Here is an 18,572-nt window from a genome sequence, read left to right as displayed (position 1 = left end):
CGCTGTCGGTGTGGCAAAAGGGGAGGGCGGCGGGGTCGGGCCCGTCAGCCGCCGCTCTTGCCGCCCTGGGGTTCCAGGCTGGCGATCAGCTTCCCAAGAAGGGCTGAGAGCGTGTCCTGCTCCCCGTTCGTGAGGCCCGATAGGATGGCGTGTTCGTTCTCGACGTGGGCGGTCACCGCGTCGTCGATCAGGGTGCGGCCTTGGTCGGTCAGCTGCACGATGATGCCGCGCCGATCGCCGGGGTGCGGCTCCCGCCGGATCAGGCCGGCGCGCTCCAGCCGGTCGAGGCGGTTGGTCATCGCCCCGGACGACACCATCGTCGCCTCGTAGAGCGCCGTCGGCGTTAGCGCGTAGGGGCTGCCGGAGCGGCGCAACGTCGCCAGCACGTCGAATTCCCCATGCTGCAGGCCATACCGCGCGAAGACCGGGGCAAGCCGGTCACGCGACACCAGCAGCGCCGCCTCGTTGAGCCGGCCGATCACCACCATCGGGCGGACATCCAGGTCCGGACGTTCCCGCCGCCATTGTTCAAGCGCCCTAGCCGCCCGATCCATGCCTCTCACCATCGAGTATCTTGACGTAAAGATTCTTTATGTAAAATATTACCGCCATATGCGATCCTTGCCAAGCAGGATGCCTCCATGACCAAACTCTGGGATTCGGCCATCGGCCTTCTGCTCGCCACCGGCGGGCTGCTCGGTCTGACGCCGCTGTTCGGCAAGATGGCGACGCACGGCGGGGTGAGCGCGCCGCTGTGGGCCTTCGTCGTGTCGTCCGGAGCGGCGGCCGTGCTGCTCTGCGCGCTGCTGGCGCGGCGGGGTGCGGTGAGGCTCACGCCGCACCGGCTGCGCTATTTCGCGGTGACCGCGGCGATCTCCTACGTCATTCCGAACCTGCTGATGTTCTCGGCGATTCCGCACCTCGGCGCCGGCTACACCGGGGTCATGTACACGCTGTCGCCGGTCATCACGCTGGGGCTGTCGATCCTGTTCCGCCAGCGTCGGCCCAACACCCTGGGCATCGCCGGGATCGCCGTCGGCTTTGTCGGCGCGGTGATGGTGGCAGCGACGCGCGGCGAGGCGGGGCAGCCGGCCGAGCCGCTCTGGGTGGTCGCCGGGTTGCTCATCCCCGTCTGCCTCGCCGCCGGCAACATCTACCGGACCATAGACTGGCCGAAGAGCGCCGGGCCGATCGAGCTGGCGGTGGGCAGCCACGTCGCCTCCGCCGCCATGCTGCTGGTCGGGATGCTCGTGATGGGGGCCGGCGGGCCGGTCGGGAGCCTCGCCGACGCGCCGCTGCTGGTGCTGGCGCAGGTCGCCGCAGCCTCGGCGATGTTTGCGCTGTTCTTCCGGCTCCAGGCGGTCGGCGGGCCGGTGTACCTGAGCCAGATCGGCTACGTCGGGGCGGCGGTCGGGCTCGTCTTCGGAGTGTCGATCCTCGGCGAGCGGTACGAGACGATGACCTGGGCCGGAGCGGCCATCATCACGGTTGGCGTGCTGATGACCACGAAGGCGGAGGGCAGGGCGTGAGAAGGCCCCGGCTGACAGGGAGGAGAACGAACCTCGCGCCGGGGTTCGTGCCACCGCCATAATCTTCCAGGACACGCTGGCGGGGCGTAAGATGGCGCACGCGCCCTCGCTGATCGTGGCGTATCGTTGAGCCTGGCTGTGAAACGCCTCCGAAGGCGTGGGAAGCCAAGCCGGAATTGGCTTCAAGAGCGAAAGGACAGGCCATGGCCATAGCCAAAAACACGATCTGCCTGTGGTACGACAAGGACGCCGAAGCGGCCGCCCGCTTCTACGCCGAGACCTTCCCCGACAGCTCGGTGAAGGCCGTCCACCGTGCTCCCAGCGACTACCCGTCCGGCAAGGCCGGCGATGTGCTGACGGTCGAATTCACCGTTGCCGGCATTCCCTGTCTGGGTCTCAATGGCGGGCCCGCGTTCAATCATACCGAAGCCTTCTCGTTCCAGATCGCCACCGACGATCAGGACGAGACCGACCGCTACTGGAACGCCATCGTGGGCAATGGCGGCCAGGAAAGCGCCTGCGGTTGGTGCAAGGACAAATGGGGCGTCTCCTGGCAGATCACGCCGCGTGCGCTGACCGAGGCGCTGGCGGCCGGTGGCGATGAAGCCAAACGCGCGTTTGACGCGATGATGGGCATGACGAAAATCGATGTCGCCGCGATCGAGGCGGCGCGGCGCGGCTGACGATCCCGGGCGCGCCCATCCTGACCGGGCGAAGATCCGCTCCGGGCCGGGAATGGCGTGTGTCGTCAATGGCTATTCAGCCCGTGCCGTGCCATCCGGAGAGCGCGGCCTGCAACGCCGTTTCAGCCATGGCGAGCGCTTCCCGGACCGTCCTGCAGCCGCCGCGCGCCACGTCCTCGTCCGCCCTCGTGACCAGCCAGTTCCATTCGGTTTCTCCCAACCACACGACCGCGACCGCTTCACCGGCGACGAGGCGGCGGGTGGTGCCGGCGCCATCGATGAGCCATGCGGCGTGCGGCGGTGATTCCGTCATCGTGCAGGCTTCCCTAGGCGGGGATGTCTCCCTGGATGCAGACGTGTTCCGCGCGTCGCGGCAGGAGACGCACCTCGTCTTGCATGTTCAGGACGTCCGTCGGGCCCAGCGGCATGATCCTTGTGCGGAACGTGGACGGCGCGTCGCCGGCCTCACGCCAACGCCCGTACCAGCGACCGCCGTCCGTCCACCAAACCGTGTCCAGCCCGCTGCAGAACCCGTCCCCGTCGGCGAAGCAGCGGACGAGCCGACCGTTGCCGTCATACCCGACGACGAAGTGGTACGGGCGGCCATCCGGTTTCCGATGCCACGCCTGTTCGGCCAGGGATCGAAGAAGGAATTGTTCATACCGGACTGGCTCGACGGCGTCCTGAAGCAGATCCATGCGCGCGCTCAAAGGCCTTGTTGCCGGCCGGGAGCCAGCAGGCCGTTCGCCTCGCCCAGGGCCGGGTAGCCGGCCTCCGGACAAGCCGACCGCAGGCCCATGGCGATCGGGGTGGGGAGCGCCGGGATGGTCCGGCCATCCGCGGCGAGCCGGCGCGCGAAGACGCCGCGGGCGACGAAGTGCTCATCCGCCATGGCCTCCTCGACGGTGCCGACGATGGAACAGCACACGTCCTGACCAGCGAACGCCGCGCGCCAATGCTCGGCATCCCGTCCGGCCAGGAGCGCCGCCACCGCGCGTTGCGCGGCGTCCGGGTCCCGGCTGTCGTCCTGCAGATCCTCAGGCACGCCCACGATGTTGCAGAAGGTCGCCCAGAACTTGTCCTCCAGCGGAGCGGCGGCGACGAAGCGCCCGTCGGCTGTTCGATAGATCTGGTAGCGCGGCGACCCGCCCGTGAGCAGCTCGCGGCCGGGCTTCGGCCACCGACCGGCGGCAAGCCCGCCGCCCATCGCCCAATACTGGAACGCAAAGAGGTTGTCGGTCATCGCGATGTCCAGGTGACGGCCCCGTCCGGTTCGGGTGCGTTCGATCAGGGCCAACAGGATGTTCATCACGGCCGGGTAGGCGCCGCCGCCGATATCCCCGACCAAGGTGGATGGAAGCACCGGGGTGCCGTCGCCGTCCGCGGCGAGCGACAGCAGTCCGGCGTCGGCAACGAAGTTCAGGTCGTGCCCGGCCGTCTGCGCCTTGGGCCCGTCGTGTCCATAGCCGGTGACCGAGCAGTAGATCAGGCACGGGTTGATGGCCGATAGCGCCGCGTAGCCGAGTCCGAGCCGATCCATAACACCCGGCCTGTACTGCTCAACCAGCACGTCCGCGCTGCGCAGCAGCGGCGTCAGGCGCTCGATGGCGTCCGCCGCCTTCAGATCGATGGCGATGCTGCGCTTCCCGCGATTCAGCAGGCCGAAATTCACGCTGTCCGGACCGAATTTCGGCTCGTAGCTCCGCAGCTCGTCGCCGCGGCCGGGACGTTCGATCTTGAGAACCTCCGCACCGGCCTCGGCCAGCAGCAGGGTCGCAAGCGGACCCGGAATGAGGGTGCTGAAATCAAGAACTCGCAGTCCGGTCAGCGGACCCATGGCGTTCTCCGCGCGTGGTGGCCCATCAAACTGTAGTGCGCCCGCGGCCTCGTGCCAGGCGCCTGCCCCACCCGACCAGCGGCGCGAGAAGCCATGTTCGGAGGGCAGGGAGCCGGTCACAGCGTATCGGTGGCTTGGAGTGTGGCGAAGGGGAACGCCGCGGCAGGCCTCAGGACGGAATGCCAATGCACGGTCCGACGCGGCGGATGAGCTCGGCCACGGGTGGACTCAGCGTGCGGAACGCGGCAAGGAAGTCGCCGCACCGGTAGGACGGCGCAACCTCCTTGATCCGCCGGGCATAGCCCCAGGCCTCCTCCCGCCGGTCCGCCAGGGCGGTAGAGAAGGCGGCGATGGCGTGAATGTGGACGTGGGCGTTCGGCCGGCGCGCCGCCCGTTCACCCCACACCGCCGCTTGGGCATGCTCCCTCAGATCCAGGTATGCGAGCGCCCGCGCGCCCAGCATGCCGAACAGCAGCGGGTCGAACGGGCTCAGCCGCTGCGCCACGTCGGCGGCGCGCAGTGCGGCCCGCGCATCGCCGCCCTGGGCCTGGACGAAGGCGAGCGAATAGTGACCCAACGCAAAGTTCGGGTTGAGATCGACCGCAAGGGCCAGTTCCTCGACCGCGTCGGCCTGCCTTTCCAGGAGCCAGAGCGCGCGGCCCAGGGCCAGGTGGCTCGCCGGGTCGCGCTCGTCCAGGGAAACGCTCTGCTCGGCGAAGCGATAGGCGCGCTCCGCCTCGATCTCCCGATGGCCGGTGTGGTGCAGAAAGGCATCCTGGAAGTGGGTGAACGACAGGCCGGCGTGCGCCCGGGCGCTCAGCGGATCGGTTCGGAGCGCGTGCTGGAAGAGGGCACGCGCCGTTTCGTTGCCGTCGCGGGTGAACCGGAACATGTGCCACAGGCCGCGGTGATACGCGCTCCAGGCGTCCAGGGAGGCCGCCGGAGCCGTCAGGGCGCGCCGCATTTCGGCCGCTTCGATCTCGGCGTCGAGGGCGGCGGCGATGCGGGAGGCCAGCTCGTCCTGGACCGCGAACACATCGTCCAGACGCCGGTCGTAGAGATCGCTCCACACCGCGGCACCGGTCTCGGCTTGCGCCAGCTCGACCGTCAGGCGCAGCCGCCCGCCGTGGGTGCGGACCGACCCGGTCACCAGATAACGCACGCCGAGCGCCCGGCCGACCGTGCACGGGTCGATCTGGGCGCCGCGGAAGCGGAAGGACGAGCCGCGGGCGATGACGAACAGCGAGCGCAGCCGCGACAGCCGCACGAGGACGTCCGAGGCGACCCCGTCGGCGAAGCCACCCGCTTCGGCCGGTCCGCCAAGCGTTCCGAAGGGCAGCACGGCCAGTGATGGCCGATCCGGCAAGGCCGGGCGCTCCGGTTGAGGAAGGTCGAGCAGCGGTCCGGCAGGCGCCCCGACCGTGGGTGCGGCCGGAAGGCGACCGCGTATGCTGCGCAACAGCTCGACCGTCTCCTCTTCCGGTTCGGCGTCGAGGCAACGACGCACCGCCGCGGCACAGACCTGGTACTGCCGCACGGCGTCCGACCGCCGCCCGTGCCGCGCGTGCAGCCGCATCAGGCTGCGGTGCGCCTCCTCGCAGGCCGGGTCGAGGGCCAGCCAGCGCTCGGCGGCGGACACCACGCCCTCCCAGCGCCCCTCCGCCTCGCACAGCGCCGTCAGGCGCGCGAAGACGCCGGCCGCCAGCCGGGCGAAGCGGGCGCGCTCGCCGGCAAGCCAGTCGTCGAAGCCTTCCGTGACGGCCTCCGCCTCGGGCAGCAGCGTGCCCGCGCACAGGGCGGCGGCGGCGCGCAAGGCGTCGGGCGTGCCCTCCCGCGCCAAGCGTTCAACCGCCAGCCCGTCCACGCACTCAAGGGGCAGGGCCAGCGACACCGAGGTCCGGTCGGCGCGGATCAGCTCGCCTCCCGCCCGATCGCCGAGGCGGCGCAACTCCATCAGGCATTGGCGCAGGCTGTGCAAAGCCCGCCGCTCCTCGCGTTCGTCCCACAGCAGGCCGGCCAGGCGCTCGCGCGGCACCGGCCGTGGCGCGTTCAGCGCCACGCAGGCGAGCAGCAACTGCGTGTTGCGTCCGGGCAGACCGAGCGCTTGCCCGCCGGCATCGGCGAGCGAGAAGCCGCCCAGCAGCCGAAGCGTCGGCCCGTCCATCCCGCACCGAAGAGGAGGTTGCCCACGGCCAGGACCATAGCAGGCTGGACGGCGCCTGTCCGACACGCGTCGGCCGCAGGGGGTTACCTCTGAAGGAGGGGGCTGCGTTTTGACGCGTCCTTGACGCGTCGGCTGACGGCCGGGCGACGCGCGTCGGACGGGGCCCGGTCATCCTCCTGGCCGAAGCCCGACGGCATCGGGCATCCCCTTTCACCAAGGAGAGCACCATGGACGGCCTGATCACCAACGCCCCCGCCATTCAGCCGCACAACGAACGCGCCGCCGCCGTGTGGAGTTCCGGCGGCCGGGATTACGAAGAGATCATCCGCGGTGTCTACGACGGCATCGACGCAGCCGTCGCCGGGCTCGCACCCCGGCCGGGGGAGGGCATCCTCGACGTCGCGACCGGCACGGGCATCACGGCGCGGGCCTGCGCCCGGCGCGGCGCGCACGTCACCGGGATCGACATCGCCGCCGGCCTGCTGGACGCCGCGCGCGCCCTGTCCGAAGGCTTGGCCATCGACTACCGGCTGGGCGACGCCGAGGCGCTGCCCTGTGCGGACGGCAGCTTCGACGCCGTGGTTTCGACGTTCGGGGTGATGTTCGCCGCCAAGCCGGAAGCGGCAGCCCGGGAGCTCGCCCGCGTGTGCCGGCCCGGCGGCCGGCTGGCCCTGGCCACCTGGACGCCCGACGGCACCGTCGCCGAGATGTTCTCGGTGATGCGCCCGTACATGGCGGCGGCTCCGGCGGTGTCACCCTTCGCCTGGGGCCGCCGCGAGCGGCTGGAAGAACTGCTGGGCGACGCCTTCGAACTGACGATCACGACCCAGACCAGCCACTACGTCGAGACCGGCGGCGAGGCGGCCTGGAACACCTTCGTCTCCGGCTACGGCCCGACGCGTGCCCTGGCCGCCAGCCTCGACGACGAGCGCCGATCCGCCCTGAAGCGGGACTTCGTCGCCTTCCACGAGCGCTACCGCGAGGGTGAGGGCATCCACGTGCCGCGCACCTTCGTGCTCACCCTCGGCGTGCGGCGGTAGAGGCCTGGAGCCGGCGGGACCGCGGTGACGCGATCCCGCCGGACGTTCGGGCGGGCCGCCGTGAACCTGCCGCCTCCGTGCTTCTGCGGCGGCGGATGGTCTGCATGTCCGCACAAGGCCAATGCCGCTCGCCGCCACCACATTGACGGTGCCTCCCCCCTTGAGCCTCAGTGCGTCAGGCCGGCGATCAGGCCGTAGGAGACCGTTCCCGCGAGCACGGAGTGCAGCACGTTTCCCCGCCATAAATGGACGGAGACCACCACGGCGCCGGCGACGAGATGGTCGAAGCGGATGAGCGGAACCTGCTCCCCACCGTCCCAAAAGAACAGCAGGGTGATGAAGGCGGCGAGCACGCCCTCCGCCGCGCAACGCAGCCAGAAGTCCACGGCCGGCGGGAGCGTCAGGCGCGAGACAAGCGCGAGCGGAACCGCGCGCAGAAGATAGGTGCCGATCGTCATCAGCCCGAGCGCCAGGGTCGGCGGATCAAGTGCGTCCATGGCTCCTCCAGATGATCCAGGTTGCGGCGATCATCGGTCCGGCCATCAGCGCCGCGTCCGCCCCGGCGATGCGGGCGGTCGCCAGCGTCGCCGCAGCGGTGGCCACGGCCAGCAGGGCCATGGAGCGTCCGCCCGCCCTGATGCCCGACACGATCATGGTGATCAGGAACGCGGGGAGCGCGAAGCTGGCGGCCCTTTCGATGCTCTCCGGCAGCCCCGTGCCGAGGAACGCCCCGGCGCAGGCGCCCAAGCAGTATCCGGCATACCCTACGAACCCGGCGGTGCCGAAAAACAGCGGTTGGCCGCCGGTGACGGAGAAGCGCCGCACCGCGGTGGCGAACGGCCCATTGCCGACGACGTGGCTCAGCACCGCAAGCACCGGAAGCGGATGGCCGCGGAAGTGCGGGGCCAGCGACGCCGCCATCAGCATGAAGCGGGCGTTGATGAACAGCGCGAGCAGAACGGCGAGCATGACGTTGCCGCCGGCGCTCAGCGTCTTCAGCGCGGCCAACTGCGCCTGGGCGGAGAACATGAGGACAGACTGCAGCGACACGTACCCGGGATCGAAGCCCAGCACGGCCACGCCGTAGTGCCCCAGGCTCCAGGCGAGGATGAAGTAGGACACCGCCAGCGGAGCGCCGTCGAGGACGCCATCGCGGATCTGCACCCAGGCCGACTGCGCGTCCATTACGCCCCCTTCCTGTGCTCCCGGCGTTTGAAGCTGCCCTGCGCCATCGCCACGATCGCATCCTGCTCGTCGCGGATCTCGCCGCTGGCGAAGTAGATGCTCCGCCCGCCGCCGGTCACCCGCCCGACGGCGCGGATGCGGCCGCTGCAGACGCGGGCCACGTAGTTGATGGTGAGCGACAGGGTGAGCCCGTGCCGCTCGACGTCTTCCGCGTCCGTGTGCAGGCCGGAATAGCCGCAGGCCGCGTCCAGCATCGCCGCCACCACGCCGCCCTGCAGGGTGCCCTGCCGGTTCATGTGGCGAGGCTCGATCTCCAGGGCGAACTCCGCCAGATCGGGCCGCCACCGCACCAGCGACAGCCCGAGCATGGTCAGGAAGGGATTGTCGTCGAGGTCGAGGCTCATGCGGCGTCCGCCGATCCCTCGGCCGCGACTCTGGCGGCCGGTGCTCCGACCGTCCCGTCGTGCAGCCAGCGCCGGATCTCGGCCTCGGGAAAGCCCGCCTCGGCCAGCACCGCCTTGGTGTGCTCGCCGAGGCGCGGCGCCGGCGTGTGGCTCTCGCGCTGCGTCGCCGACCAGCGCGAGGGCACGCGCATCGTCAGCAGGCGTCCCTCGGTCGGATGCTCCACCGGCTGGAAGAAGTCCACCGCCTTCAGGTGCGGGTCGTCGAGCAGGCTCTCCGGCGTGTGCATGGGCATCGCCGGAATGTCCGCCCGGGTCAGCGCGTCCAGCCATTCGGCGGTGGTGCGGGTCTTCAGCTCGTCGGCCACCATGCCGTACAGTTCCCCGATGTGGCGGGTGCGCACGGTGATGTCGCGCAGCCGGGGGTCGCGGTCGAACAGGTCGCCCTTGCCGATCAGCTCGAAGAAGGCGCGCCAGTGGCGGTCGGTGTAGACGACGACGCAGATGTGGCCGTCCCGCGTCTCGCACGGCCGGCGATGCTCGGCCAGCAGGCGGCCGTACCCCATGTCGCCCAGCGGCGGGTCGAAGGTGCGACCGCCCATGTGGTCGCCCAGGACGAACTGCACGATGCTCTCGAACATCGGCACCTCGACCTGCTGCCCCTCTCCGGTCCGCGCCCGGTGCAGGAGCGCCGCCATGATGACGTTCGCCAGGTTGAGGCCGACGACCCGGTCGGCCAGCACCACCGGCGCGTACTGCGGGTGCCCACCCCCCGCCTGCATGGCCAGGGACGGCACCGCCCCCAGCCCTTGGATCAGGTCGTCGTAGGCCGGACGCCCGGCGTACGGGCCGTCCGACCCGAAGCCGTGTGCGCCGGCGTAGACGATCCCGGGATTCACCGCCGCCACCGCCTCGTAGCCGAGGCCCAGGCGCTGCATGGCCTGCGGGCGGGCGTTGAAGACGAACACGTCGGCGTCCTCCAGCAGCTTCAGCAGGATCGACCGCCCCTCGGGCGCCTTCAGGTCGATGACCACGCTGCGCTTGTTCCGGTTGGCGTGGAGGTACAGCGCCCCCATCCCCGGATTGCGGGCCGGCCCCACCGCCCGCATGCTGTCGCCGCCGGGAGACTCGACCTTGATGACGTCGGCTCCGAAGTCTCCCAGGATCTGCGTCGCGTAGGGGCCCATCATCACCGTCGTCATGTCGACGATGCGGATTCCCTGCAAAGGCGCTGTCATGATGCGTCTCCAACAATCCCGCGTTGCGCCGGCGCGCCGGTCACTTGTTCTTCGCCAACGCCGCGCGGAAGGCTTCCAGCGTCGCGGTGCCCGGCTTGCCGCGCTGGTCCAGGGCCTTCGCCCAGTCGAGCGCGACCTGGCTGGTGGCGGCGTCGATCTTGTCCTGGTCCTCCTTGCCGAAGGTGACGAACTTCACCCCCTGCGCCTTCAGCCGTTCGGTCGCCGCCGTCTCCTGCGCGTCGAAGTTCTGGCAGGCGCTGCGGGTGATCTGGTCGCCGGCGCTCTTCAGGATCTCCTGGACCTCCTTCGGCAGGCCGCGCCACTTCGCGTCGCTGATCGAATAGGTGACCATCACGGTGCCGAAGTTCTGGCCGGTGGTGGCGCTCTTGGTGATGTCGGCCAGCTTGTAGGACTCGACGCTGACGAAGGAGAGCAGCGTGCCGTCGGTCGTGCCGCGCGACATCGCCTCGTAGATCTCCGGCGGCGCCATGCGCACCGGCACCATGCCGAGCTTGTGCAGCGTGAGGTCCTGGGCGCCGCCGCTGGCGCGCAGCTTCTTGCCGGCGAGGTCGGCCGCGCTGGCGACGTGCGCGGACCCGCCGAGGACCGCTTGGTAGGGCGGCAGCGCGGCGATGAACAGCGGGCGGATCTTGTTGGGCTTGAACTCGTGCTCGTAGAGGTAACCGCCCTCGCGGCCGGCCAGCTCCCAATAGGCCGACATCACCTGGCAGGTGCTGGAGAAGGAGCCCGGCAGCTCGGCCACCGCCGACAGCGGCATCTTCTCGGAGATGTAGGACGGCCCGACGTAGCCCACGTCGATCATGCCGGCCTGGGTGAGCTGCAGCAGGTCCTTGGCCTTGCCCATCTGCTCGGCCGGGTAGTACTGGATTTCGATGCGGCCGTTCGAGAGCTTCTGGACCAGCTCGATCCACGGCTTGGTCGAGGTGTCGGAGATGATGTGCCCGGCCGGCAGCGAGTCGGCCACGCGCAGGGTGACCTTGCCCTGGGCCTGGGCGCCGTACGCCCAGCCGGCAATGGCGATCGCGGCGACGGACGACAGGATGATGCGCTTCATGGGTGATCCTCCCTCGGGAACGTTGGTTGGTTGTGTCGGGTCTGTCGGTTGACGGAAGACGGCCGGGGTCAGCGCATCTGGCCGGGCAGCCACAGCGCGATCTGCGGGAAGGCCACCAGGATGAGGATGGCGACGATGTGCGCCACGAAGTGCGGCAGGGTCCCGCGGAACACCTCGCTGACCGGCCGGCCGGAATAGCGGGCCACGACGTAGCAGTTGAGGCCGATGGGCGGCGTGATCATGCCGATCTCCGCCGTGACGATCTTGATGACGCCGAACCACACGAGGTCGAAGCCCAGCGACTGCATCAGCGGCACCACCACCGGAACGGTGAGCACCAGGATCGCGATCTGGTCCATGAAGGACCCCAGCACGATGTAGCCCATCAGCACCAGGCCCAGGATGACCCAGCGCGACACCTCCAGCGTGCCGACCCAGGCCACCAGGTCCTGCGTCACCTGCGTCAGCGCGAAGAAGTAGCCGAACACGCTGGCGCCCAGCAGGATCACCATGACCATCGAGCTGCCGTGCGCCGCCCGCAGCAGGGCGTGGCGGACGTTGGCGCCGGTCATCCGGCCGCTGCGCCACAGCAGCAGGAAGGCGCCGAACGCCCCCACCGCCGCCGCCTCGGTCGGGGTGGCGATGCCGGTGTAGATGATGCCGGTCACCGCGCCGAACAGCGTCAGCATCGGGCCGACGACGCGCAGCAGCGCGATCTTCTCGCGCCAGGACACCGGCTCGGCCGACGGCGCGTCCTCGGGACGGCGCCAGGCCAGGATGTAAACGGTGACCATGATGGTCAGCGTCACCAGGATGCCGGGCAGCAGGCCGGCGACCAGCAGCTGGCCGATGTTGACGTTGGCCAGCAGGCCGTACACCACCATCGCCACGCTGGGCGGAATCAGCATCGCCAGCGTGCCGGAGATGGACACCACGCCGGCCGCCAGGCTCGGCTCGTAGCCCTGCTTGATCATCGCCGGCAGGCTGGTGGCCGACAGCGTCGCCGCCGACGCGGTGCTGGTGCCGCACACCGCGCCGAAGCCGGCGCCGGCTAGCGCGGTCGCCATGCCAAGACCGCCGCGCACCTTGCCGACCCAGGCGGCGGTGGCGCGGAACAGGTCGTCGGCCATGCCGCTCAGCAGGATGAACTCCGCCATCAGCAGGAACAGCGGGATGGTGATGAACTCGTAGGCGCCGGCCACGGTCAGCGGCGCGGTCTGCAGGATGCCGAGCACCCCTTCCAGGTTGCCGACCTGCAGCAGGCCGGCGGTTCCCGAGATCAGCATGGCGAAGCCGACCGGGGCGCCGAGGGCCAGCAGGCCGAACAGCGCGAGCATGATCATGGCGACGGTCATTCGAAGGCTCCTTCGGCGTGCAGGCGCTCGTGGGGCCGGGCGTACGCATCGCCGTTGCCGACCAGATTGGCGATCAGCGACGAGATGAGGCGCAGGACCAGCATCCCGGCTCCGAGCGGAACGAGGGCGGCCGACGGCCAGGTGAGCCAGGCGATGTGGCCGGCGATCACGTCGCCGTTCTCCCAGCTCTCCAGGGCCCGGAGCGCGCCGCCGTAGGCGATCAGCGCGAACACCGCGATGGCCGCCAGGTCGCACAGGGCGTCGGTGATCCGGCGGACCGGCACCGGCAGGGCGCGTTGCAGGACATCGACGTTGACCTGCGCGCCGACCCGATGGGCGTCCGACAGGGTCAGGAAGAACAGTGCCGGCGTGATGTACAGGGTGATGACGTCGTGCGACCAGGAGAACGGCTGGTTCAGGAAATACCGGAAGCCGACGTCGCCGGTGACGACGAGCATGAGCAACATGAGGCAGGCGCATCCGCCCCAGGTGGCGATCCGCTCCACGTGCCTCGATCCCGCCAATATGCGGTCCATGATGGCGTCCTCCCTCGGAGCCCTTGACTTATGAAGCGGCGCCGGCGCGGCGCCGCCGTTCCTTACCGGCCGCGGTAGACGGGGGTACGCTTCTCCGCGAAGGCCTTGCGGCCCTCGATCCGGTCCTCGGTGTCGCGCAGGACGCCCCAGCCGATCTCGGTCAGCGCCACGGCCTCGCGCACCGGCAGGTTGGCGCTGTCCACGGCCAGCTTCTTCACCATCTGCACGGCCAGCGGCGCGTTGCGCGCGATGCGGTTGGCCAGCGCGCGGGCGTTCGGCATCAGGTCCTCGGGCGCGTGGATGTCGCTGACGAGGCCGATGCGCTGCGCCTCCTCGGCGCCGATGCGCTCGCCGGTCATCAGCATGCGCATGGCGATGGCGCTGGGGATGCCGCGCAGCAGGTGCTGGATGCCGCCCACCGCCGGGATGCTGCCGACCACCACCTCCGGCAGGCCGAAGCTCGCCGTGCTGGAGGCGACGCGCAGGTCGCACTGGAGCGCGATCTCCAGCCCGCCGCCCAGGCAGTGGCCGTTCACGGCCGCGACGAGGGGCTTCCACAGCTTGAGCCGGGACAGGTCCATCAGGCGGGGGTACAGCCCGTTGTGCGCCGAGATGTCGGTGGAGAGCAGGTAGGCTTCCGCGAAGCTGGCCGACGGCGGCAGCGTCGCCTTGAGGTCGGCGCCGACGCAGAAGGCTCGGGTGCCCGAGCCGGTCAGCAGCACGACGCGGACGTCCGGGTTGTCGCGCGCCTCGGTCAGGCAGAACTGGAGCGCCTCGAGATCTTCGATCCGCAGCGCGTTCAGCGCGTCCGGCCGGTTCAGGGTGATCTCGGCGACGTGTTCGGTGATGGCGATGTGCACGGTCATGGCGGCGCTCAGACGCTCGGGCTCGACAGGGACCGGCCGCCGCAGACGTAGAGCGTCTGTCCCGTGACGTACGACGAGGAGCGGCCGGCGAAGAACAGCACCGCCTGTGCCACGTCCTCCGGCGTGCCGACCCGGCCCACCGGCACCGTCTTGCCAAGCTTCTCGCGGATCTCCGGCGTGTAGGTCTGGAACAGCGGCGTGTCGACGATGCCCGGCGCGATGGCGTTGACGGTGACGCCGTCCTTGGCCAGCTCGATGGCGAGGCTGCGCGTCAGGCTGACCACGCCGCCCTTGGCCGCCGAGTAGTTGGCCTGCCCGAAGCCGCCCAGCCAGGCGCGGGAGGAGATGTTGACGATGCGCCCGTAGCGACGCTCGACCATGCCCGGCACCACGGCGCGGCAGCACAGGTACTGCGACTTGAGGTTCACGGCGATGACCGCGTCCCAGTCCTCCTCCTGCATCTTCACGAAGCGCTTGTCGCGCGCCATGCCGGCGTTGTTGACCAGCACGTCGATGCGGCCGAACTCGGTCAGCACGGCGCCGACCGCCTCGTCGACGCTTTCGCGGCGGGTCACGTCGACCCGGTAGCCGCGGACCGTCGCACCGTCGCCGGACAGGCTCTCCACGGCTTCGCCGAGCGCCTGCGGGTCGATGTCGAACAGGGCGACGGCGTACCCGGCCCGAACCAGCGTTCCGGCGATGCCGTAGCCGATGCCGCGGGCGCCGCCGGTGACGACGGCAACCTCGTTCTGCATGATGTCTTCTCCCGGATGCGCGTCGTCAGACGCTGAGGATGTGCACCGCGGACGCGGCGTGATCGACGCCGGCGATGCCGCCGCCCGTGCACTGCGTCAGGCCCACCTTGGCGCCCTCGATCTGGCGCCCCTCGGCGCGGCCCTGGAGCTGCCAGACCACTTCGACCATCTGAGCCACGCCGGTGGCGCCCAGCGGATGGCCCTTGGCGATCAGGCCGCCGCTCGGGTTGACCGGCACCCGGCCGCCGAGCGCGGTGACGCCGTCGGCGAGCAGCCGAGGCCCCTCGCCGCGCCCGCACAGGCCGAAGGCCTCGTAGTAGAGCAGCTCGGCGATGGTGAAGGCGTCGTGCAGTTCGATGACGCCGAGGTCGTCCGGCCCGAGCCCGGCCTGCTCGAAGGCCATGCGGGCGGCGCGGGCGGTGATCTCGGCGTCGAGGATGTCGTCCAGCCCCTCCTCGCGCTTGCCCGACTGCACCACCGAGGCGCGGACGCGCACGGCGGGGCGCCCGGCGGCGGGAGGCTTGGTGGTCAGCACCACCGCGGCGGCGCCGTCCACCGTGGACGGGCAGCACTGCAGCAGGGTCAGCGGCTCGTACACCTTGCGCGAGCCCATCACCTCCTCCAGCGAGACCTCGGTGCGGGCCTGCGACAGTGGGTTGAGGGCGCCGTGCCGGCGGTTCTTCACCGCCACCTGGCCCAGCACCTCCGGCGCGTGGCCGGTCTCGTGCAGGTAGCGGGTGGCGCGCATGGCGTAGATGGCCGGCAGCGTCATGCCCTGCGCGGCGTACAGGTCGGTCTTGTAGTCGTTGCGCTGGAGCGGGATCGAGCCGCCGCCGAGCTGGGTCAGCTTTTCGACGCCGAACACCACGACCGTGTCGTAGATGCCGGCGAGGAGCGCGTGGCGGGCGAGGTGGACGCCGGTGGCGCCGCTGGCGCAGGCGTTCTCCACGTTGTACATGGGCACGCCGGCGAGGCCGAGGTCGCGCACCAGCGTCTGTCCGAGAATCATGCCGCCGTAAACGTTGCCGCAGTAGAAGGCCTGCGGATCGTCGAGGCCCAGGCCGGCGTCGGCGAGGGCGCCCAGGATGGCTTCCTGCGCGAGGCTTGGCATCGGGACGGCGTCGTGGCGGCCGAACTTGGTCATCGCCGCGCCGGAGATGTGGATGTCGCGGGTCATTGGCGCCTCACTGGACAGGAACGAAGACGTAGGTCGGCTCGCCGCCGGCCGTGGCGTCGAGTTCGAGGCGCAGCCGCGCGCCGATGCCCGGGCGCGCGCCGTCCGGCAGCTTGAGCCGGCCCAGCACCCGGACCCGCTCGGGGAAGTCGGCGTAGGCCAGGATGAACGGCGGCTGGCCGGACTTCGGGCTCGGATGCACGACGGTGAAGCTGTACAGCGTTGCCTCCGGCGACAGGGTCACCGTCTCGCAATCGCGCGCAACCGGAATGCTGTCGGGCAGCACCGGAAAGTAGTATTTTTCCGAAGTCCGATGCCGCGATGCGGTCAGAACCACCTGACCCGCGTCATTCTTCGTGAAGGGCGCGGGATTGGGCGCAGCATGACTGCCTGGCGCACCGGCCATATTTCCTCCTGCGAGCCGCAGGCGGCTCATATTCTGTGGTGTTTCTTGGGCTGTGGCGGCGTTGTCCATGCCCTGACAGACTGACATCTATCGCCTGATGATGCGTTCCCTCAACCGATTATTTTTGTGCAAATCGTTGACCTGAGATCAACGATTGCGCCATGCTTCGTTGCATGAATCGCCTTCCCCCGTTGAACGCCGTGCGCGCCTTCGAGGCCGCCGCACGGCTCATGAGCATCCGCAAGGCCGCGGCCGAACTGTTCGTCACGGCCGGCGCGGTCAGCCGGCAGGTCAAGGTGCTGGAGGAATTCCTCGGTACCGAGCTGTTCACCCGCGGCCACCGGGCCGTCGCCCTGACGCCTGCGGGCGAGCGCTATTTCGCCGAGGTGAGCCGGCACCTCGCCGGGCTGCGCAACGCGACCATCCACCTGAAGGAGGACAAGGGTCGGCCGACGCTGAAGCTGCGGGCGTACACGACCTTCGCCATGCGCTGGCTGATCCCGCGCCTCGCCAGCTTCCACGGCCTCTACCCGGACATCGACGTGCAGCTGTCGGCCTCGCTGGACGCCGTGGACTTCGATCGCGAGGACGTGGACGCCGCCGTCCGGCTCGGATCCGGCAACTGGCAGGGCCAGCAGGCGGACCGGCTGATGCAGAACCTGCTGGTGCCGGTGTGCAGCCCGCGCTTCGCGGCGGAGCGCGGGCTGAACCAGCCGGACGACCTCGCCGGGATCCTGCTGCTTCACTCGCTGGCCCGCCCCGACGATTGGGCGCGCTGGCTGAGCGCGGCCGGGGCGAAGGACGTCAACGCCTACGCCGGCATCAAGTACGAAAGCTCCGCCATGTCCTACCAAGCGGCGGCCGAGGGGCACGGGGTGGCCATCGCGCAGAAGGCCCTGGTCGCGGACGACCTGAAGCAGGGCCGCCTCTGCCAGCCCTTCGCCGTCGAACTCGATATGGCGGAATTCACCTACTACTTCGTGTTCCCCATCGGGCGGGAGCGCACGCGCGAACTGGAGGCCTTCCGCCAGTGGCTGAAGACGCAATGAGGCTCCGTTGCGCTCCGCTCAACGATCGCGGCGAAAAACTCGATTGACCGGATCGGCCGCACCGGCAGAGTGAGGGGCATGCCGCGGCCGCCGGAGCGCGGCTCCCCCACTTTCCGCACGAGCGTACCCATGTCGATTCCGCCGGAATCCGTCTCTCCCCACGTGTCCGTGTTCGACGCCATCCGGACCCGGCGCAGCGTCCGCGCCTTCACCGGAACGCCGGTGCCCCGCGGGGTGGTCGAGGAGATTCTGCGCCTCGCCGCCCGCGCGCCCAGCGGATCCAACATCCAGCCCTGGAAGGTCCACGTGGTCGCCGGCCGGACGCGCGACGCGCTGTGCCGCGACCTTCTCGACGCGCACGACCGCGGCCTGTCCACCGACGAGGAGTTCCACTACTATCCCCGCAGTTGGCGCGACCCGTACCTGGCGCGCCGGCGCCGTCTCGGTCTCGACCTCTACGGGCTGCTCGGCATCGGCAAGGGCGACAAGGAGCGGATGGACCGGCAGTACGCCCGCAACTACACCTTCTTCGACGCCCCGGTCGGCCTGTTCGTCACCATCGACCGCGACCTGGAGGTCGGCAGCTGGCTGGACCTCGGCATGTTCGTGCAGTCGATCATGCTGGCCGCCCGCGGCTTCGGGCTGCACACCTGCCCGCAGCAGTCCTTTTCAAAGCACCACCGCCTCATCCGCAAGCACCTGCCGATCCCCGATGCCGACGTCCTGGTCTGCGGCATCGCGCTCGGCCACGCCGACGAGGCGGCCGCGGAGAACCGCCTGGAGACCCACCGCGAACCGCTCGAGCGCTTCGCCGCGTTCCATTGGAACGACCCCGCCTGACACCCCCCACCGCAAGAACACAGGAGCGGAAACACCATGGCCGCACAGCGCTTTTTCGTGCGCAGAAACGAGGTCGAGGGCTATCACCCGGCCAACCACACCGGCACGACCAACCGCCGCCTGATCGGGCGCGACACGGTCGGGGCGCAGCACGTCGAAGTGGTCCACGGAACCTTGGAGCCGGGCGAAGGCGCCCTGCCGCACGCGCATCCCGGTCTTGAACAGGTGTGTTACGTGCTCTCCGGACGCATCAATGTGAAAGTCGGTGGTCAGGAGGCGGAGCTCACGGCCGGCGACTGCTGCTTCTTCCCAGCCGAGGAGCCGCACGTCGTCGTCGCGCTGGGGGAGAGCCCGGCCGAACTCCTGGTCGTCTACGCGCCGCCCTACGAGGAGAATCCCGACCGGGTCATCCGCTGAATCGGCGGCTGCTCCAGGCCGA

The 18,572-nt window shown here is 70.0% G+C and carries 22 protein-coding genes; 6 read left to right on the top strand and 16 right to left on the bottom strand.

The genetic code is table 11. The features are described from left to right. Positions 1-44: 44 nt before the first annotated feature. Positions 45-488, bottom strand: a complete 444-nt coding sequence (locus ACRWK7_RS18850) for a MarR family winged helix-turn-helix transcriptional regulator (protein ID WP_431857826.1) — start codon at positions 486-488, stop codon at positions 45-47. Positions 489-641: 153 nt separating this feature from the next. On the opposite strand from ACRWK7_RS18850, the gene ACRWK7_RS18845 reads away from it, so the two are divergent. Together ACRWK7_RS18845 and ACRWK7_RS18840 are read left to right on the top strand one after the other, a co-directional pair. Beyond that, positions 642-1,529 carry a DMT family transporter gene (locus tag ACRWK7_RS18845; RefSeq protein WP_431857825.1) on the top strand — a complete coding sequence of 296 codons (888 nt, stop codon included), beginning with the start codon at positions 642-644 and terminating at the stop codon, positions 1,527-1,529. A gap of 203 nt (positions 1,530-1,732) precedes the next feature. Beyond that, positions 1,733-2,212, top strand: coding sequence for a VOC family protein (locus ACRWK7_RS18840; protein WP_431857824.1), 480 nt, complete (start codon positions 1,733-1,735; stop codon positions 2,210-2,212). A 76-nt stretch (positions 2,213-2,288) separates the two neighbouring features. Here the strand turns inward: ACRWK7_RS18840 and ACRWK7_RS18835 are convergent, their stop codons facing one another. The 4 genes from ACRWK7_RS18835 to ACRWK7_RS18820 form a co-directional block, all read right to left on the bottom strand. Continuing rightward, the gene (locus tag ACRWK7_RS18835; protein ID WP_431857823.1) at positions 2,289-2,525 is read right to left on the bottom strand and encodes a hypothetical protein; all 237 of its coding nucleotides are present in this window, start codon (positions 2,523-2,525) and stop codon (positions 2,289-2,291) included. 13 nt (positions 2,526-2,538) lie between these two features. Beyond that, positions 2,539-2,910 carry a hypothetical protein gene (locus ACRWK7_RS18830; RefSeq protein WP_431857822.1) on the bottom strand — a complete coding sequence of 124 codons (372 nt, stop codon included), beginning with the start codon at positions 2,908-2,910 and terminating at the stop codon, positions 2,539-2,541. Positions 2,911-2,918: 8 nt separating this feature from the next. After that, a complete protein-coding gene (locus ACRWK7_RS18825; protein ID WP_431857821.1) occupies positions 2,919-4,049 on the bottom strand; it encodes a CaiB/BaiF CoA transferase family protein in 1,131 nt (376 codons plus the stop codon). Positions 4,050-4,218: 169 nt separating this feature from the next. After that, the gene (locus ACRWK7_RS18820; RefSeq protein ID WP_431857820.1) at positions 4,219-6,213 is read right to left on the bottom strand and encodes a BTAD domain-containing putative transcriptional regulator; all 1,995 of its coding nucleotides are present in this window, start codon (positions 6,211-6,213) and stop codon (positions 4,219-4,221) included. Between the two features lie 227 nt (positions 6,214-6,440). On the opposite strand from ACRWK7_RS18820, the gene ACRWK7_RS18815 reads away from it, so the two are divergent. Beyond that, positions 6,441-7,253, top strand: coding sequence for a class I SAM-dependent methyltransferase (locus ACRWK7_RS18815; protein WP_431857819.1), 813 nt, complete (start codon positions 6,441-6,443; stop codon positions 7,251-7,253). A 167-nt stretch (positions 7,254-7,420) separates the two neighbouring features. Here ACRWK7_RS18815 and ACRWK7_RS18810 read toward each other — a convergent pair whose 3' ends face one another. The 11 genes from ACRWK7_RS18810 to ACRWK7_RS18760 form a co-directional block, all read right to left on the bottom strand. Beyond that, entirely contained in the window at positions 7,421-7,750 is a 330-nt protein-coding gene (locus ACRWK7_RS18810) for an AzlD domain-containing protein (protein ID WP_431857818.1), read from the bottom strand. After that, positions 7,737-8,438 carry an AzlC family ABC transporter permease gene (locus tag ACRWK7_RS18805; RefSeq protein WP_431857817.1) on the bottom strand — a complete coding sequence of 234 codons (702 nt, stop codon included), beginning with the start codon at positions 8,436-8,438 and terminating at the stop codon, positions 7,737-7,739. Before ACRWK7_RS18805 ends, ACRWK7_RS18810 begins: the two co-directional genes overlap by 14 nt. Continuing rightward, positions 8,438-8,842 (bottom strand): PaaI family thioesterase, encoded by a 405-nt coding sequence (locus ACRWK7_RS18800; protein WP_431857816.1) that lies wholly within the window; start codon positions 8,840-8,842, stop codon positions 8,438-8,440. The genes ACRWK7_RS18805 and ACRWK7_RS18800 overlap by 1 nt, the downstream gene beginning before the upstream one ends. Beyond that, positions 8,839-10,077, bottom strand: coding sequence for a CaiB/BaiF CoA transferase family protein (locus ACRWK7_RS18795; protein ID WP_431857815.1), 1,239 nt, complete (start codon positions 10,075-10,077; stop codon positions 8,839-8,841). The genes ACRWK7_RS18800 and ACRWK7_RS18795 overlap by 4 nt, the downstream gene beginning before the upstream one ends. A gap of 40 nt (positions 10,078-10,117) precedes the next feature. Next, on the bottom strand, positions 10,118-11,152 hold the full coding sequence (gene dctP / locus ACRWK7_RS18790; RefSeq protein ID WP_431857814.1) for a TRAP transporter substrate-binding protein DctP: 1,035 nt from the start codon (positions 11,150-11,152) through the stop codon (positions 10,118-10,120). A 68-nt stretch (positions 11,153-11,220) separates the two neighbouring features. Further along, on the bottom strand, positions 11,221-12,507 hold the full coding sequence (locus ACRWK7_RS18785) for a TRAP transporter large permease (RefSeq protein ID WP_431857813.1): 1,287 nt from the start codon (positions 12,505-12,507) through the stop codon (positions 11,221-11,223). Beyond that, positions 12,504-13,043, bottom strand: coding sequence for a TRAP transporter small permease (locus ACRWK7_RS18780; protein ID WP_431857812.1), 540 nt, complete (start codon positions 13,041-13,043; stop codon positions 12,504-12,506). The genes ACRWK7_RS18785 and ACRWK7_RS18780 overlap by 4 nt, the downstream gene beginning before the upstream one ends. 62 nt (positions 13,044-13,105) lie before the next feature. Further along, positions 13,106-13,909, bottom strand: coding sequence for an enoyl-CoA hydratase/isomerase family protein (locus tag ACRWK7_RS18775; protein WP_431857811.1), 804 nt, complete (start codon positions 13,907-13,909; stop codon positions 13,106-13,108). An 8-nt stretch (positions 13,910-13,917) separates the two neighbouring features. Next, positions 13,918-14,664: an SDR family oxidoreductase gene (locus tag ACRWK7_RS18770; protein WP_431857810.1), complete on the bottom strand. Its 747-nt coding sequence runs from the start codon at positions 14,662-14,664 to the stop codon at positions 13,918-13,920. A 25-nt stretch (positions 14,665-14,689) separates the two neighbouring features. Next, entirely contained in the window at positions 14,690-15,841 is a 1,152-nt protein-coding gene (locus tag ACRWK7_RS18765; protein WP_431857809.1) for a thiolase family protein, read from the bottom strand. 7 nt (positions 15,842-15,848) lie between these two features. Beyond that, on the bottom strand, positions 15,849-16,313 hold the full coding sequence (locus ACRWK7_RS18760; protein WP_431857808.1) for a Zn-ribbon domain-containing OB-fold protein: 465 nt from the start codon (positions 16,311-16,313) through the stop codon (positions 15,849-15,851). Positions 16,314-16,417: 104 nt separating this feature from the next. Between ACRWK7_RS18760 and gcvA the strand changes: the two genes are divergently transcribed. The 3 genes from gcvA (at position 16,418) to ACRWK7_RS18745 (ending at position 18,550) form a co-directional block, all read left to right on the top strand. After that, positions 16,418-17,293, top strand: coding sequence for a transcriptional regulator GcvA (gene gcvA, locus ACRWK7_RS18755; protein ID WP_431857807.1), 876 nt, complete (start codon positions 16,418-16,420; stop codon positions 17,291-17,293). 129 nt (positions 17,294-17,422) lie between these two features. Further along, positions 17,423-18,133, top strand: coding sequence for a nitroreductase (locus ACRWK7_RS18750; protein WP_431857806.1), 711 nt, complete (start codon positions 17,423-17,425; stop codon positions 18,131-18,133). A 36-nt stretch (positions 18,134-18,169) separates the two neighbouring features. Continuing rightward, entirely contained in the window at positions 18,170-18,550 is a 381-nt protein-coding gene (locus tag ACRWK7_RS18745) for a cupin domain-containing protein (protein ID WP_431857805.1), read from the top strand. Positions 18,551-18,572 lie beyond the last annotated feature (22 nt).

This window comes from Azospirillum sp. (assembly GCF_050789165.1).
This window is presented reverse-complemented; position numbering and strand designations above follow the sequence as displayed.